The 16,369-nt window shown below is 34.6% G+C and carries 19 protein-coding genes; all 19 read right to left on the bottom strand.

Annotated features, from left to right (window positions below; translation table 11 throughout):
- Positions 1-58 precede the first annotated feature (58 nt).
- A complete protein-coding gene (locus DESAMIL20_RS02410; RefSeq protein ID WP_086033230.1) occupies positions 59-952 on the bottom strand; it encodes an RluA family pseudouridine synthase in 894 nt (297 codons plus the stop codon).
- Complete coding sequence (locus DESAMIL20_RS02405; protein WP_086033229.1) at positions 930-2,870, bottom strand: transglycosylase domain-containing protein; 1,941 nt, start codon at positions 2,868-2,870, stop codon at positions 930-932. The genes DESAMIL20_RS02410 and DESAMIL20_RS02405 overlap by 23 nt, the downstream gene beginning before the upstream one ends.
- Positions 2,867-4,954 carry a tetratricopeptide repeat protein gene (locus DESAMIL20_RS02400; protein WP_086033228.1) on the bottom strand — a complete coding sequence of 696 codons (2,088 nt, stop codon included), beginning with the start codon at positions 4,952-4,954 and terminating at the stop codon, positions 2,867-2,869. Before DESAMIL20_RS02400 ends, DESAMIL20_RS02405 begins: the two co-directional genes overlap by 4 nt.
- A gap of 10 nt (positions 4,955-4,964) precedes the next feature.
- Complete coding sequence (locus DESAMIL20_RS02395; RefSeq protein ID WP_086033227.1) at positions 4,965-6,164, bottom strand: pyridoxal phosphate-dependent aminotransferase; 1,200 nt, start codon at positions 6,162-6,164, stop codon at positions 4,965-4,967.
- On the bottom strand, positions 6,145-6,663 hold the full coding sequence (coaD, locus tag DESAMIL20_RS02390; protein ID WP_086033226.1) for a pantetheine-phosphate adenylyltransferase: 519 nt from the start codon (positions 6,661-6,663) through the stop codon (positions 6,145-6,147). Before coaD ends, DESAMIL20_RS02395 begins: the two co-directional genes overlap by 20 nt.
- A gap of 1 nt (position 6,664) precedes the next feature.
- A complete protein-coding gene (locus tag DESAMIL20_RS02385) occupies positions 6,665-7,171 on the bottom strand; it encodes an RsmD family RNA methyltransferase (RefSeq protein WP_086033225.1) in 507 nt (168 codons plus the stop codon).
- Entirely contained in the window at positions 7,146-8,345 is a 1,200-nt protein-coding gene (locus tag DESAMIL20_RS02380; RefSeq protein ID WP_086033224.1) for a peptidase U32 family protein, read from the bottom strand. Before DESAMIL20_RS02380 ends, DESAMIL20_RS02385 begins: the two co-directional genes overlap by 26 nt.
- 3 nt (positions 8,346-8,348) lie before the next feature.
- The gene (locus DESAMIL20_RS02375) at positions 8,349-8,660 is read right to left on the bottom strand and encodes a DMT family transporter (RefSeq protein ID WP_086033223.1); all 312 of its coding nucleotides are present in this window, start codon (positions 8,658-8,660) and stop codon (positions 8,349-8,351) included.
- 82 nt (positions 8,661-8,742) lie between these two features.
- The gene (gene fliS, locus DESAMIL20_RS02370; RefSeq protein ID WP_086033222.1) at positions 8,743-9,120 is read right to left on the bottom strand and encodes a flagellar export chaperone FliS; all 378 of its coding nucleotides are present in this window, start codon (positions 9,118-9,120) and stop codon (positions 8,743-8,745) included.
- A complete protein-coding gene (locus DESAMIL20_RS02365) occupies positions 9,117-9,515 on the bottom strand; it encodes a flagellar protein FlaG (protein WP_086033221.1) in 399 nt (132 codons plus the stop codon). Before DESAMIL20_RS02365 ends, fliS begins: the two co-directional genes overlap by 4 nt.
- A gap of 22 nt (positions 9,516-9,537) precedes the next feature.
- Positions 9,538-10,899: a flagellar filament capping protein FliD gene (gene fliD, locus DESAMIL20_RS02360; RefSeq protein ID WP_086033220.1), complete on the bottom strand. Its 1,362-nt coding sequence runs from the start codon at positions 10,897-10,899 to the stop codon at positions 9,538-9,540.
- A 32-nt stretch (positions 10,900-10,931) separates the two neighbouring features.
- Positions 10,932-11,993 (bottom strand): flagellar biosynthesis protein FlhB, encoded by a 1,062-nt coding sequence (gene flhB / locus DESAMIL20_RS02355; RefSeq protein WP_086033219.1) that lies wholly within the window; start codon positions 11,991-11,993, stop codon positions 10,932-10,934.
- Positions 11,993-12,781 (bottom strand): flagellar biosynthetic protein FliR, encoded by a 789-nt coding sequence (gene fliR, locus DESAMIL20_RS02350; protein WP_086033218.1) that lies wholly within the window; start codon positions 12,779-12,781, stop codon positions 11,993-11,995. Before fliR ends, flhB begins: the two co-directional genes overlap by 1 nt.
- On the bottom strand, positions 12,778-13,047 hold the full coding sequence (gene fliQ, locus DESAMIL20_RS02345; RefSeq protein WP_086033217.1) for a flagellar biosynthesis protein FliQ: 270 nt from the start codon (positions 13,045-13,047) through the stop codon (positions 12,778-12,780). The genes fliR and fliQ overlap by 4 nt, the downstream gene beginning before the upstream one ends.
- An 8-nt stretch (positions 13,048-13,055) precedes the next feature.
- Positions 13,056-13,808, bottom strand: coding sequence for a flagellar type III secretion system pore protein FliP (gene fliP, locus DESAMIL20_RS02340; RefSeq protein ID WP_086033216.1), 753 nt, complete (start codon positions 13,806-13,808; stop codon positions 13,056-13,058).
- Positions 13,792-14,121, bottom strand: coding sequence for a flagellar biosynthetic protein FliO (gene fliO / locus DESAMIL20_RS02335; protein WP_086033215.1), 330 nt, complete (start codon positions 14,119-14,121; stop codon positions 13,792-13,794). The genes fliP and fliO overlap by 17 nt, the downstream gene beginning before the upstream one ends.
- Positions 14,118-14,387 carry a FliM/FliN family flagellar motor switch protein gene (locus DESAMIL20_RS02330; RefSeq protein ID WP_086033214.1) on the bottom strand — a complete coding sequence of 90 codons (270 nt, stop codon included), beginning with the start codon at positions 14,385-14,387 and terminating at the stop codon, positions 14,118-14,120. Before DESAMIL20_RS02330 ends, fliO begins: the two co-directional genes overlap by 4 nt.
- Positions 14,384-14,890: a flagellar basal body-associated FliL family protein gene (locus tag DESAMIL20_RS02325; protein WP_086033213.1), complete on the bottom strand. Its 507-nt coding sequence runs from the start codon at positions 14,888-14,890 to the stop codon at positions 14,384-14,386. The genes DESAMIL20_RS02330 and DESAMIL20_RS02325 overlap by 4 nt, the downstream gene beginning before the upstream one ends.
- A gap of 45 nt (positions 14,891-14,935) precedes the next feature.
- Positions 14,936-16,369 (bottom strand): aldehyde dehydrogenase family protein (locus DESAMIL20_RS02320; RefSeq protein ID WP_239393370.1); only part of this gene is annotated, 1,434 nt, incomplete at its 5' end.

Raw genomic sequence — 16,369 nt, 5'->3', positions numbered from 1 at the left:
AGCTTTTATAAAGTATACTATAAAAATTGTCAATAGTTTCTTTTAAAAGGTTTTAAAATCAATCCTCTTTTAAACCCAATAAATTCAATATATCTTCTGAAAGCTTAGAGTAAAATTTTAAGAATTTATTGCTTATTGGATGATAAAACCCTAAATAGAATGCATGTAGCGCTTGTCTTGTAATTATTTTCGACTTGGTTTTAGAATACACACTATCGCCTACTAGCGGGTGGTTTAAATACTGCATGTGAACACGAATCTGATGCGTTCTACCTGTTTCTAACTCAAAACGCACAACATCCATATCTTTTAAGCGCATAATTACTTTATAGTGAGTTATAGCATGTTTGCCTTGCGTTACACTGAAAATTTTTCGATTTTTTAGGTGGCGTCCAATTTGTGTTTCTATTGTGCCATGATAATCCTTTAGGTGCCCCTCGCACACGCCTATATAATAACGCTTACAAATATGCGCAGCAAACTGATTTGCAAGATTAAAATGGACATTGTTGTCTTTAGCTAAAACGATTACGCCGCTTGTGTCTTTGTCTATGCGATGAACTACACCAGGCCTTAGTGGAACACCGATATCCGATAATTTCACACCCCTATATAACAGTGCTCCAACTACGCTTAACTCTTCGTTTGCAGCGCCAGGATGCACTACAATACCTGCTGGTTTATCGACTACAACCAAAAAATCATCTTCATACAATATTTTTATATCACAGTCAGAAACTTTAAGGTTTGGTTTTTCAAACTCAACAGGCTCAAAGGTAATTTTTTCTTCGCCTTTTAATTTGTAATTTTTATTTACAACATAGCCGTTTATACAAACTTTACCTTTTTCAATCCATTTTTGAATTTGATTTCTGGGTATTTCCAAAACTTCAGCCAAATACGAATCTATGCGTTTTTGACTGCCAACATTAGTAAGTTGAATTTGTGGCATTTATTGGTGTTTGTATAGTAGCATTTGTCGAGTTTGTAGTATTTGTCACATTTTGGTTAAGATATAGCGCTTGTGCCCATGCAGGTAGATTTTGTGGCGGCGACCAATCTTCTATGGGTTTTCCAGACAAAGCATTTTGCATAAAATTAAGCCATATCGGTAAAGCCATTGTAGCGCCAACAGCTGTTGGCCCACATGAGCGGTAATCATCATAGCCTACCCAAACACCCGTAACTAACTGTGGAGTAAACCCAATAAACCAGTTATCACGCGATTGATTTGTAGTGCCAGTTTTGCCTGCTGCAGGCCTGCCAAGAGCTTGGGCTGCTACACCTGTACCTTCTTTTATTACATCCTGCATCATTTTAACAAGCACATAGCCAGTATCTTGAGGAAACACGTTTTTTAATTCAGGTTTGTCTTCATAAATTTCATTACCGTCTTTATCAGTAATTTTGGTTATAAATATTAATTTTGGCAAATACCCCATATTATCGAATGCACAATAGGCTCTTGTAAGCTGTGCTAAAGTTGTGGAGAAAGAACCCAATGCTATAGTTAAATTGTCTGGTATAGGCTCACTTATACCTAATCTTCTAGCGTTGGCAATAGCATTCTCAACGCCAATTTTTGACAACAAATTTATTGTGGCAACATTCACAGAGTGGGCTAAAGCATACTGAAGCGTAACTTGACCATGAAAGGTATGTGAGTAGTTTTCTGGTCTCCATATTTTATTACCTGTTTTAAACTCTATAGGTTCATCTGCAATTGTATCTGTTGGCTTCCAACCTTGCTCTAGTGCCGTTAAGTAAACAGTTGGCTTAAAAGCACTACCTGGTTGCCTTTTAGCCTGAACAGCTCTGTTGTATTGGCTGATTTGGTAGTCAAAACCGCCTATTAAAGCTTCCACATAACCGTTTTTTGGGTCTATCGAAATAAGAGCTGACTCAAGACCATTGTATTTGCCACCTGATAATCTTAATATGCCGTTTCTTACCGCATTGTAAGCATCGCGCTGCATATTCATATCAAGTGTTGTATAGACCTTCAAACCACCTTTATTTACAACATCTTCACCATATTTATTCAAAAGCCACAGCCTTACATATTCAATAAAGTAAGCAGCTTTAGGGTTATAACCATAGCGTATCATCTCGCTTTGATGAGATAAAACAATTTTTGAATTTACAGCCTCTAAATACTGTTGTTTTGTTATAAAATGATTTTCAAGCATATTATTTAAAACATAAATAGTGCGCTTTGCAGCTAGTTCTGGATGATAGTATGGGTTATAAGCGTTTGGCGCCTGAACAAGGCCTGCAAGCATGGCAGATTCTGCAACTGTAAGATCGCTTGCATGTTTGTTAAAATAAATCTCACTTGCAGATTCGATACCATAAGCTCCACTTCCAAAATATACTGTATTTAAATAAAGCGTTAAAATTTCATTCTTTGTAAGATGGTTGGCAATTTTGTAAGCAAGAACCGCTTCTTTTAATTTTCTGTAAATCGTTTTTGATGGTGTTAAATAAAGGTTTTTTACAAGCTGTTGTGTAATGGTGCTACCGCCTTGCACAATTCGGCCATGAATTATATCTTCAAACAGAGCGCGTCCAATAGCACGAAAACTAATTGGGCCATGCTCATAAAAACGTGCATCTTCTGCTGCCAGTATCCCTTTTTTCATGTTGTTAGATATTTGATCAAAACCTACAACCTGCCTGCGTTGTGCTCCAAAAATAGCTATTTTTTTGCCAGCAGCATCATAAACAGTGGTAGGCACAGGGAAAAAACTACCACTCATAAGTGTTTGAAAGTCTTTGTTCGTATCTATATATAAAGATACTACAAAAGAAGTAAAGCCTACAAATAACAAAAAGAAAATTAAAACAACAGCAATTAGCACTTTTTTCATTTTTTAACCTCTATGTCAAAAGACAACAAACCTCCGTTGGAGTTAATTTTTTTTGTTAGCTCCTGCATACCGCTTAGGTTTTTATTCATAATTTGAATAACAAGTTTTGCAAACAATGGATTTGTATAATTATCTTTGGAATTCTTACTAAGTAATATGGATTTTGTTAAATAATTGTCTGCCTGATTTTTATAACCAAGCAGCAAATAGCATAAAGCCATTTTGTAGTAATCTTGAGCATTGTAGTTATTTAAATTGGCAAATATTTTAATCGCTTGATCTGGTTTACCCTCAAGTAAATATAAATTAGCCACCACTCTATTTAATTCAGGATTAAAATTACTTAACGCGCTCATGACATTTAGCATATTGTAATCGCCCATATCTATGCGTAATTTATCATTTAAATAATTTTTTTCAAGTTTTAAATAATCAAAATCATTATTCGATATGGCTTTGAGTAAAACAAAATTTTGAACGCTGATATTTTGAGGGCTCTTGAGTTTTCCAAGCAAACTATCTGCATAAGCATTATATATTAATATGCTTTTTGATTTATTGCGAAGTTCAGAGTACTTTAATAAAAATTGTTTTAGATAGACTTGTGCTTGTTGGCTTGAGCCTTCGGTAAAATTTATCAAAGCCATATTAAAGTATGGTAATGGGAAATTAGGGTATCTACTAATTAAAATTGAAAACATTTGTTTTGCTTTATTAAAAGCATGATTCTTTTCGTATAATAAAGCTAAGTTGTAGTATAAGATAGGGTTTGAAGGGTTGTTTTCAGAAGCTTTTTGATAAAAAGTTAAAGCTAAAGGCAGGTTATTTTCTTTAAAATAAGCGTAAGCTTGGTTTGCAAAATTAAGGCTAGCACTTGCACCAATTGCGTTCAAATAAGATTCTTTTGCTTGATTTAGCAAACCAAAACTCAAATAAATATTGCCAAATTCAACATTTGATGAAGGGTTTATGTTATAATGAAGAGGTTTAATTAATTGCATAATAAGTAAAGACTGTAAAGCCAAAGAAATGTTATGATCTTTAAAATTTGTTTGTTTTAAAAGTTCTTGTTTATTTATAGTTGGTACGATAGAAAATTTATTTATTGGCTTGTCTGAATTTAAATTAGATACAAGACTGTAAGCTATTTGTATTTGATTATTCTTTAGGGCAAGCAAATATGCAAAATACGCTAATTGGGGATCCTGCTTTTTATTTAAACTATCTATTGCATAATTTGATGCGCTAATTAGGTTATTTCTTGCAAATTCTAAAAAAGCAATATTGCGCTCAGCCTCAGAGCTCAAATTATCTACTTTCGAAAAATATTCTATAGCTTTTGGGTAATTCTTTTGACTTGCGTAAACATAACCTGCTATCTCATAAAGGATTTTGTCTCTGTAGCCTTCTTTTAGCATTTGATTGATTTGGTTAAGTACATTTTTGTTAGTTTTTTGCGTAATAAAATTATAATAAATATCCATTATTTGCACTTCGTGATTTTTTAAATGTGCGCTTTGCAGTACATGAAGTAAATTTCTTGCTTCATTAAAATGATTGTTTTGTAAGTAGTAACTAAAAAGGTACATATATGAATCTATATACTCGCTTGGGTTTGAAAGCGTGGAATTGAGGTAATCATTAGCTTTTTTTATGTATTCGTACGCCATTTGCCCATCGTTTTGCATTTGGTATATTTTTGCAATATTTAAATAAGCCAAAAATAAATAGTTATTTGATTTTTTGAATTCCTCTATCGCGTCTTTTAGGTTGCCTTTATTTTCTAAGTTGAGGCCTTCTATAAAATGCAGGTCTAGGTTTTCCTTTGTTTTTGTGATTTTTTTAGATACGGGCTGAGGAACTTTTTTTGGCGGGTAGTTTTTTGAAAAAAAAACAAAAGCTAATACTAAAATAATAATTAAAACAAAGAAAGCAAAGCCTATGCCCAAGAAAAGTTTTTTCTTGTTTTTTTTGCCTGGCTTTGCTAGCTTGGGAGTCTCTTGCAACTCCTCTTGCTTTTCTATTTCCTCTTGAGGCTTTTGCTCTTCTTCTATGACTATTATTTTATCTTTATCATCAGCCATTAAAAGAAAGCTATTTTAGCTTAGAAACAAATTCTTTTATGGCCTCTATGCCCTCTTGGATAACCTGCATGCTTGTGGCAAACGATAACCTTACATAATTGTCATCGCCAAACCCAATGCCAGGCACAACGGCTACTTTTGCTTCATCCAACAAAACGTTAGCAAAATCCATAGAGTTGTTAATTGTTTTTCCATTTATGCTTCTGCCATAAAGACTGCTAATATTTGGAAAAACATAAAATGCACCCTTTGGCTTAAAGCATGTAATGCCAATAATTGAATTTAGTGCGTTTATTATGTAGTTTCTTCTTTTTTCAAATTCTTTTCTCATAACCCCAACGCTATCTTGAGGACCAATTAAGGCTTCAAGTGCAGCCATTTGAGCAATAGATGTAGGGTTTGATGTGCTTTGGCTTTGAAGCTTGATCATATTTTCTGTAATTTCGCTGTCCCCACAAGAATACCCAATACGCCAGCCAGTCATAGAGTACGTTTTACTAACACCATTTACTACAATAGTTTTATCTTTTATTCCTTTTGAAAAACTGGCAATACTTACAGGCTTATAATTATCATATACAATAGACTCATACATTTCATCAGATATTACCCAAAAATCATTTTTTAGGGCAAGTTCAGCCAAAAACTCTAAATCTTTCTTTTCATAAACACCGCCGGTTGGGTTTGATGGGTTGTTTAGTATAATAGCTTTAGTTTTTGGTGTAATAGCTTCTTTGAGTTGCTCTTGTGTAGGTACAAAACCTGTTTTGTCAGATGCTTTAATTACTACTGGCACTGCATTCGCATACTTTACAATCGCCTCATATGTGACCCAGTAGGGGCTTAAAATTATTACCTCATCGCCTTCTTCAAATAACACTTGAGATAGATTAAATAAATTTTGTTTACCGCCTGCAGATACGCAGATCTCATTCCTTTTATATTCTACACCATTAACCTTTTTTTCTTTTTCAATAATAGCGTCTTTTAACTCGTTTATACCACCAGCTGCTGTGTACTTTGTAAAACCATTTCTTATAGCTTTAATAGCTGCTTCTTTAATGTTGTCTGGTGTGTCAAAGTCTGGTTCGCCTGCACCAAAAGACAAAATTTTTATACCTGCGGCATTCATCTCTTTGGCTTTGGCGGTAATTGCAATTGTGATAGATTCCTCAATCCTTCCCATACGCTCAGCAAGTTTTTTCTTCATTGCTCCCCCTTAAATTTTTTTTCATATGCTCAATTACTATTGGTGATACAAACGCACTTATATCTCCACCATTCACAAATACATCCTTTACTATAGTCGAACTCAAAAAAGAATACTTAATGTATGGCATAAAGTATATAATTTCTATTTCTGGGGCAAGCGAGCGATTCATAAAAGCCATTTCCATCTCATACTCAAAATCAGAAACAGCCCTAAGGCCCCTTACTATAACTTGGGCTCCTCTTGATTTTGCAAAATTAACAAGCAAACCGTCAACCTTCTCAACACTTATGGATGGTATACTTAACGCGTCCATAACTTGTTTTGTAAGATCAAACCTTTCTTCAAAATCAAAAAAAGATTTTTTAGCCGTGTTTTTTGCAACGCCTACAATTACTTTATGAAATATCTTTGAAGCTCTTTTAATAATATCTACATGACCGTTTGTTATGGGATCAAAACTACCGGGCACAATTGCTACTACACAACACTTATCCATATTACCTCAAATAATTCAAAACGGTATTACCAAATTGTTTTATTTTAAACACCCTTTCATGTTCAATCATTTTATCACTTTCTATGCACACTATAGCACCTTTTTTTAGCTTTTTCAATAAAAAAACCACAATATCATCTATTTTTATAGCATAAGGTGCATCGATATAAACTATATCTGCATGTTCTATTGTATCTAAGTCCAAGAAATTAAATGCATCCATCCGGTAAATTTCAAATTTTTCGGGATCTACCATTAGGTTTTGCAAATTTCTTTTGATAAAAGTATCGTCTTTATCAACAAAAATAACTTTCTTAGCACCCCTTGATATTGCCTCTATACCAATAAAACCATTGCCCGCAAACAAATCAAAAAATATTGAGCCATCTATAATGTGAGAAATTGTATCAAAAAACGATTTTTTTACTATCTGTTTTGTAGGCCTAATTTCTTTGCTCTTTTTAAATTCCAACGGCCTGTTTTTATAAACTCCCGCTATTACCCTCATCACAAAACCTTAGGATATCATTTTTATTTACATTGTCAACGCTTTTTATGTAGACTATCTCTCCTGGATGTACTACTTGCTTACAAGAAAAGTCACTTGCGTATATTGTATCTATATCAATTCTTAGGTTATCTTTTGGTGTTATAAACTCAAATGAGCCTGCTTCAAACCTGTTTTTCACAAGGAGCTTTATTTTGTTATTAGTATTTTCCAAAACAATAGCCACATATGTGCAAGGCTGAATATATGCACTGTTTTTGATGTATTGTTTTGGTTTTGCTAAGAAAAAACCCAAGTTGTATGGTCTGTGGCTTACACTTTTTAACTGGTTGTACAAATATGCCACATGTTTTTTAAATGTACCTTCATAGTAGCTATCAATGGCTTTTCTGTAAAACTTTGTTGTAACTGCCGCATAGTAGTCACTTTTATTCCTACCTTCGATTTTGAGTGATTTTACGCCCAACTCAATGATTCTATCCAAAATAGGCAACGCACATAAATCATAAGAATTAAATATAAATGAGCCTTCTTTGTGTTGCTCTAAAAATATAGGTGCATTTTTGCGCGTATCTTCATAAACTGTGTATTTCCACCTGCAACTTTGTGCACAATCGCCTCTATTTGCACTGCGCGAAGTCAAATGTGAGCTTATAAAGCATCTGCCAGAATAAGCCATACACATAGCGCCATGAACAAAAACTTCCACATCTAAATTCGTATTTGTTATAAATAATTTCAAATCTTGTAATGTAAGCTCACGTGCTGCAATAATGCGCTCTACATTAAATTGCTTTAAAAAATTTGCAGCAAAAGAGTTTGTAATATTTGCCTGTGTGCTTATGTGTATTGGTATTTTCGTTTCTTGCAAAATGCTCAACACGCCAAGATCGCTAACAATGACTGCATCTGGAGGGTTATTTTTTAAAAAAGACAAAAAATCTTTCAATTTAGCAAAATCGTTATCAAATAAGTAAGAATTCATAGTTAAGTAAATTTTTCTGTGCGCTTTTTTAGTGTAATCTATAGCTTCTTTTAACTCTTTTAAAGTAAAATTGCCAGCATTTGAGCGCAAACCAAAATCCTCAAAGCTGCAATACAGCGCATCTGCACCAAAATGTATGGCTGTTTTTAATTTTTGGAAATTTCCTGCAGGACTTAGTAATTCTACCATTATTTAGGCAATCCTCAAAATTATACTGCCTGCCAAAATGAGAATTAGGCCTAAAGCTTCAATTGAATTAATCCTTTCGTGAAAAAGCATCAAATCAACTAACGTAATAGCGATAATCCCCACGCCAGACCACACAGCATACATTACGGCTAGTTTTAAATATTTTGTTGCCATTGTAGCAAATATAAAGCTTACAGCATAACAAACAAACAGAGACACAGAAGGCAACAATTTGGCAAACCCATTTGACAAGCGCATAGAGGTCGTACCGCCAATTTCAAACAAAATAGCCAATGCCAAATAAACCCAGCCCATTTTTTAATTATAGCAGTTAAAAATACATATATCAAGTCTTGGATAAAAACTATACGGCGTCAATACACCAAACCCCGATTTCTTATTTCTTAAGGACTTCTTTATTCCAGATTTCGCTCATTTGTTTCAAATATCTTATAACTACGTCCATTTCTTCTATATTGTTATTTAAATTAGCTTTTAGCGTTTGTAAAAGCAAAAAATCATAAACAGATTCTAAGAATTTACCTGCTTCTGGGTAGTTTTTTACATCCAACACATTTCTTAGTGCTAGCAAAATAGCATCGAGTCGCTCAATGGCGTATACTTTTTCAAGTATGTTTTTACTCTCTATCGCCTCTTTGGTTTTAACAGCAAAACTTAATGCACCATCGTACATTATGGCAATAATATTTAGTCTGTCATCAATTGTGTTTGTAAGTGTATTTTTATAAGCCTTATACGCGCTGCTTGCTATCATTTGACCTCCTTATTAAAAACTATTCCTATTGATTGAGCTAAACTTGCTTCTAATTTAATGAGTTCTTCTGGTGGTATCTGACGAATTACCTGACCCGTTTTGCTATCTACTACTTTTACTACCAAAGCTTTCGCGTCCTCAGAATAGCTAAATTTAACACTATTATTGAGAGTACTAATGGAACTGTTAAGTTTTTCGACCAAGCTTTTTACATCATTTTTATTCATGCTTGCCGCATTTGTGCTATTTTGCAAACTTTGGCTAGCTTTCGTTAATTTTGTTGCGGCAACAGAAGAAGTACCGTTTGCATTTTTTTGTGGAGGCGAGTATGTCTGGCTCTGAATAGTGTTTTGCACAACAGCTAAGTTTGTTTTAACTAAACCTGTTATATCCATTGTCTTCCTCCTTTTTTAGTAACTAGCCACCACTTGAGCTCTTGCCATTTAAACTATTAAACATGGTTGTAAGGTACTGGCTTTGAGATTGCATTTGATTCATCACAGTATTAAGCTGAGAAAATTGCACAACTAGATTATTCTGGTAAGTTTGAAGGTTTTGCTGCAAGGTATTTATTTGGGACTGAATAGAACTAATTTGGTTTTGGATTTCATTTTGAGCGGTTGTAATAATACCACCATTTGTTGATGTAGCCTGGTTAACCATATTATTAACGGAATCCATTATGCCGTTATTTGAGGAATTTGTTAAAACACTTTTAACAGCATTAAAGTCGCCAGACACTGCCTGCTTAAAAGCAAGGCTATTAAATTGTAAATTACCGTTGCTATCAAAAGACAAACCTATGCTCATGGCTGAATTGATTGATTGGTTTGCGCTTTTATTAAACAAACCAAAAAACGAGTTTCTCAAACCTGACATAACAGACTGAACAGCCGTTGAGCCAAAAAACGCACCGGCAATATTTTTTGTACTGTCATAAGAATTATTTTGATTAACATATTTCAATAGCTTGTTGTAATTATCAACAAAGGTTTGCATATCTTGCGTTAGTTGCGAAGTACTGTAATTCAGAGTAATTGTTGTTGCACCTGCGCCTTGTAATTGTATATCAAGGCCCTGTATGTAATTCTTTAAATCATTTGATTGTGATGTAATGTTTATACCATCAAGCGTTGCTTGGGCATTCTGTGAAGCCTGGCTAGGCGATGAGCCAAACACAGCAAGTGTGTTGTTTGTGTTTATCGTTAAGTTGTTTGCAGTACCAGTAGGCGTGTTTAATACAAGGTTGTATGTAGATCCGTTGTACACAATGCTTGCGCTAAGTCCAGAATTAGTGGCATTTATGGCATTTGCCAGACCTTGGATCGTAGTTGAAGAATTTACATTTACTGAATATGTTTGGTTGCCTATGGAAAAACTAAAAACACCGTTTGATGTTGCAGCTTGGCTGTTTTGGCTAGAAAAGCCGTTTGTAGATGCCCATACTTGACCTTGAGCTAATTGGGTTACATTAAGCGTGTGAGTGCCTGTAGCTGTATTTTGTGTCGTATTAACCGTGGCAACGGATGTCTTGCTGGACGTTGCAGTCTGCTGCGTAAGGTCTGTTATGATACTATTTGCACTTGTTTGCAAATTTGTAAGCTGACTTGAAAAATTGGAAAATGTTTGCAAGTATGCTTGCTGTTGCGTTTGTTGTGCCTGGAGGTTTACAATTGGTTGGCTTTGAGCTGTGACTAACTGCTGAAGCATACTTTGCAGGTTAAGGCTACTTGTATTGCCCAAACCTAATATGAAATTAGAACCTACTTGCGAAGTCATATTACACCTCCATTTTGTATATCGGATGATTTTTATAAAAGTTTATTAGTTTTTTTATTTTTTAAATTATAAACATAGGAAAGAATTTTGGCTACTGTTTCGTATAGTTCAATAGGTATTTCTTTATCAATCTGAGCTTGTTTGTATAAACTTTGTGCAACAGGCGGGTTTTCTACAATAACCACATTATTTTTTATTGCAATTTCTTTTATTCTTAGCGCAACTTCATCTAAGCCTTTGGCAACTACTTTAGGTGCATTCATTTTTGACTGATCATATTTTAGAGCTACCGCTATATGCGTAGGGTTTGTAATAACTACATCAGCAGTCTTAACATTTTCCATCATACGCCTGCGCGCTAGTTCCATCTGCATTTTTCTTATCTTTGCCTTTATTTTTGGATCACCTTCCATTTGTTTAAACTCTTCTTTTACTTCTTCTTTGCTCATCATGATTGAGTGCTCAAAAATATACTTTTGGTATATATAATCTAAAATAGCTAAAAAAACCATAAACAATACCAGGTAAAATGTAATGGCAAACATGTTTTTTGCAAGCACAACCGTAAAAACATTAATTGGCTGATCTGTTAAATCCAACCAGCTTTTGTATTTTACTTTGATAAAAAGATACATTATGGAAAAGATAATGATAATTTTTAGTATGGATTTCGCTAGCTCACCCAAGGCTCTAAGCGAAAAAAGATTTTTAATGCCGTTTATAGGATTTAGTTTTTCTAAATCAAAATTCAATTTCTCAAAACTCAGCATTATACCTGTTTGAGCAACATTTACTAGTAGAGCAACAATAACAATCAAAACAAAAAACACACCAACGAACATAAAAAATATTTTCATAATGTCTGCATACAAACTACCCACGTTATTCAAACTTATATGGTACGGTAGGTTTAAAAAATAATTAAACGAATAACTTGCCGTATCTTTGAAATTATTAGCATTAAAATAAAAGAAAATTAAAGCTACAAACAGCAATACAGCGCTGTTGAGCTCAATTGATTTTGCAACTTGACCCTTTTTGCGGGATTCTTCGCGGCGCTTGGGTGTGGCTTTTTCGGTTTTTTCGCCTGCCATTACTTAAACCTAAACACTTGATTATAGTACGAGGGCAATTGATAGTAGTATTTTATCATAACATTTGCCGCAAAATTAAATGTTACACCGAGCAAAAATAAGCCAATTGTTATTGTAATAGGAAAAGATGCAATAAGCACATTCATTTGAGGCATAGTGCGCGATATTATGCCAAAGACGATATTTGTTATAATTAAAGCAACAACAACAGGTGCTAATATTTGCACAGAAACAGAAAACATCGTTAGTATCAAGTACACAATAAACTCAATTAGGCTCTTGTTTATTACAAATGAACCAATTGGTATAAGTTGAAAACTTTCAACCAAAGAACGTATTACAAAATATTGGCCATCAATAGCCAAAAAAACCAAAATTGCAAATAAACTTTCAAATTCTGTAATAATAGAGATTTGTGTGTTTGTCTGCGGGCTTAGCACATTTGCAATGCTAAAACCCATCATAAAAGAAATCAAACTAGCAGCTATCTCTATGCCTGCCCATACAAACTGTATGCAAAAAGCCAAACTTGCACCAAGCAGTATTTCTCTTACAATTAACACAATAAGTTCAACTGTATTTGTAATGTTTACATTTACATAATCTCTAACAATAGGATACAGCACAAAAGCCATAACAACACTAAGTAGTATTTTAACCATCGCAGGAATTGATTTATAGCTAAAAATAGGGGCTAAAAGCAAAATAGAGGCTACCCTGATAAAAATCAAAAAGAAAATTTCTAAGTCAGAAAAAGGCACGTTTAGCAGTGCAAGGCTCTGATTCATCTTATGTAATTAGGTATGTTTTGGTATAGTTCAATAGTATAATTTGTGAGTAACTTTGCCATCCATGGAGCCAAAAACAATAAAGTCAAAGCAACGGCAATAATCTTTGGTATAAATGTTAGGGTCATTTCTTGAATCTGTGTGATAGCTTGAAAAATACTAACAAGAAGACCTGCAACAAGACTTACAATTAATATTGGCAAAGATAGCATCAAGGCTATTTGCATAGCACTCCTGCCAATCCCAACTACAGTTGCTACATCCATAAAACCCCCTAATGAAAACTTCTAACTAAAGATAAGACAACCAGATTCCACCCATCTGCCAATACGAATAAAAGCAACTTAAATGGTAGTGATATCATAACTGGCGGCAGCATCATCATACCCATGCTCATAAGCACACTCGATACTACAATGTCTATAATAACAAAAGGTATGTAAAGCAAAAAACCTATTTCAAAAGCCGTCTTTAGCTCGCTTATGATAAATGCGGGCACAAGTATATTTAATCCCAACTGCTGCTCGTTTTGAGGGTTTGGTTGTTTAGCAATACGCAAAAAAAGCGCTATATCTTTTTGGCGTGTTTGTTTTAACATAAATGACTTAATGGGTGTTTGAGCTGCATCGTAGGCTTGCTTTAAACTTAACTTTCCTTCATTGAATGGTTTATAGGCGTTGTTATAAACTGCACTAATCGTTGGCGACATTATAAAAATAGTTAAAAAAAGCGCTATACCTAGCAATATTTGATTCGGTGGCTCTTGCTGTAGGCCCATTGCCTGTCTTAGGATTGAAAGCACTATTATTATGCGTGTAAACGATGTTAGCATAATTAAAAAAGAAGGGGCAACGGCCAAAGCTGTGAGCAGAATGAGCAATTTTACAGCATTTGAAATATTTTGGGGCGTTGTGGCGCCATTTAGGCTTATACTTAGAGAAGGTCCCTGAGGCACTTGAGCTCCAAAAGCATTTAAACACAAACCTATTAAAACGAAAAGAATGGTTAGGTTAATTATTTTTTTCATTTTCGCTCAATTGTGCTATTAAGTTTATTTCATTGCCTACACTAAGTAAAAATTGCTTTTCTTCAACCTCAATAATTATAAGACTGTGCTTGTTATCAATGTAGGTTCTATCTAGTATTTTAATGCGACCACCTTTTTTAGTGTTAATTTGAAGCTTTTTTAGTGCCCAAACGCTAGCAAATAGCAATGCCACAACTATTATGACACTGCCAAGCGCTTTTAGCGTATAGCCTAAATAATCTATTGAAGATGCATAAACGGCAACAGGGCTAAATACAAAAAATACAAGCAAAAAAGCTATCAAAAGCTTCATTCTATGCTGTACTCCATTATTTCTTCTGGAGTCAAAATTTGGAATAGCCTTATACTAAATTTTTCGTCTACTATAATTACTTCACCTTTTGCAAAAACCTGATTTTCAATAAATACATCGATATATTCTCCAGATAGGCGGTCTAATTTTATAACACTACCTTCACTCCAGTGTAAAATATCCCTTAGCTTTACTTTAGCTCTACCTAATTCATAGTATGTTTCAACTGGCACATTGTAAAAGCGGGCTAATTCTTCTTCTTTCATTGTATGATAAAGTCAGTAAAATAAATATTCCTTACTGCATCTTCGCCTAAAACATTGTTTATAGCTTTTATAAGCTGTTTTTTAAGTTCTTCTTTGCCATATAGTGTTAGCAGCACATCCGATGTTTTTGTAGAAATTACTGTAATTATAGCATTTTTAATTGCTGCATCCTCTAGAGTGCCGCCTGATGATTCAGCGCCTTTTGGTTTTTCTTTTCCATTCATTACCAAAGCAAGAGAAATTTTTAAATACCTATCACCTGATGGATCTGCTAAATTGACAATCATGGAAGGTAAATTTTTTATATGCACATTTTTGTCATTAATGATAGCCTCAGGATTAGCATTCTGAGCCTGAGTATTCTTTGCACTGTTAGATGAGCCTTTCTTTAAAAAGAAAAAGGCGAAAGCACCACCTACAATTAATACCACTAATATTACAGCAATAAGTAATATAGGCTTTTTTTTCTTTTTTTGACCCTCTGTAGCTACTTCTTTTGCCATGTTACACCAATTCTATCAAAAAGTTTTTTTTTGTAAAGAAATTAATTAATTTAAATTTATCATTACCATCTTTATATTTGTCATCTCATTAATTGCAAAGCGCACACCTTCTCTGCCAATACCAGAGAGTTTATTGCCGCCATATGGCATATTATCTACTCTAAATATTGAAGTATCATTTATCATTACACCGCCTACATCAAGGTTATCTATAGCATAGTGTATTTTTCTTATATCGTTTGTGTATATGCCTGCTTGAAGCCCGTAGTCTGAATCATTTACATGCTTTATTGCTTCTTCAAAGTTATTATACTCTACAATAGATACTATTGGGGCAAATACTTCCATGCACATCACCTTCATGTCTTTTGTTGTATTTTTCAGCACTGTGGGGTATAAAGTTCTGCCTTCGACTTTTCCACCACACACAAGCGTTGCACCTTGAGAGACTGCTTCATCTATCCAAGACTTTGCCCTTAGCGCTTCTTTTCCATCAATCATAGGTCCAAGCTCTGTATCTTGATCTAGAGGGTTTCCTACTTTTAAAGCTTGCGTTGCTTGCTTGAATTTTTGGCTAAACTCATCTGCTATATCCTTGTGCACATATATGCGCTGCAGTGATATGCATACCTGGCCTGAGTTTGAAAAAGCACTTGCAATGCATCGTGGGATAGCCTTATCTATTATAGCATCTTTTTCTATTATTGTAGCTGAGTTGTTGCCAAGCTCTAGAGTCACTCTCTTTATGCCAGCTTTTCTAATGATTGAATCACCTACTGCAGGTGAGCCTGTAAATGTTACCTTCTTTACCATTGGGTGGGATACAAGATAATCACCTATGCTTGAGCCAGAGCCAATTACCACATTAAACACCCCTTTTGGCAACCCTGCTTCTTCTAAAATTTCAGCTAATATCAAAGCCGTAACAGGTGTAGTTGAAGCTGGCTTTAGTACAATTGTATTGCCTGAGGCAATAGCTGGTGCTACTTTGTGTGCAACGAGGTTTAAGGGAAAGTTAAATGGTGTAATAGCTGCAATCACACCCATTGGCACCCTTATGTAGTAGCCCACCCTGTTTGTCCCAGATGCGCTTGCATCCAAAGGCACAGTCTCACCATGTATGCGTATGGCTTCGCAGCTTGCAAACTTGAATGTTTCGTAGCCTCTTATTACTTCCCCTAGAGAATACTTCCAGGCTTTGCCTGCTTCTTTGCAAATCACAGCTGCTATTTCATCTTTGCGCTTTAGAATTAGATTGGCTGCTTTATCTAGTATTTGTGAGCGCTCATATGCAGGTGTTTTTCTGAAACTTTCAAAAGCATCTTGAGCAGCACTAACTGCTGTATCCACCTCTTTGGTATCGCACAGTGGAACTTTTGCAAACACTTCATTCGTATATTTTTCTGTAACATCAAGTAATTTGTCTGTTTCAACCCAACTGCCACCAATATAGGTTTTGTAGGTTTGCATCAGGGCACC

The organism is Desulfurella amilsii (genome assembly GCF_002119425.1).
In the GTDB taxonomy this organism is placed as follows: Bacteria; Campylobacterota_A; Desulfurellia; order Desulfurellales; family Desulfurellaceae; genus Desulfurella; species Desulfurella amilsii.
This window is presented reverse-complemented; position numbering and strand designations above follow the sequence as displayed.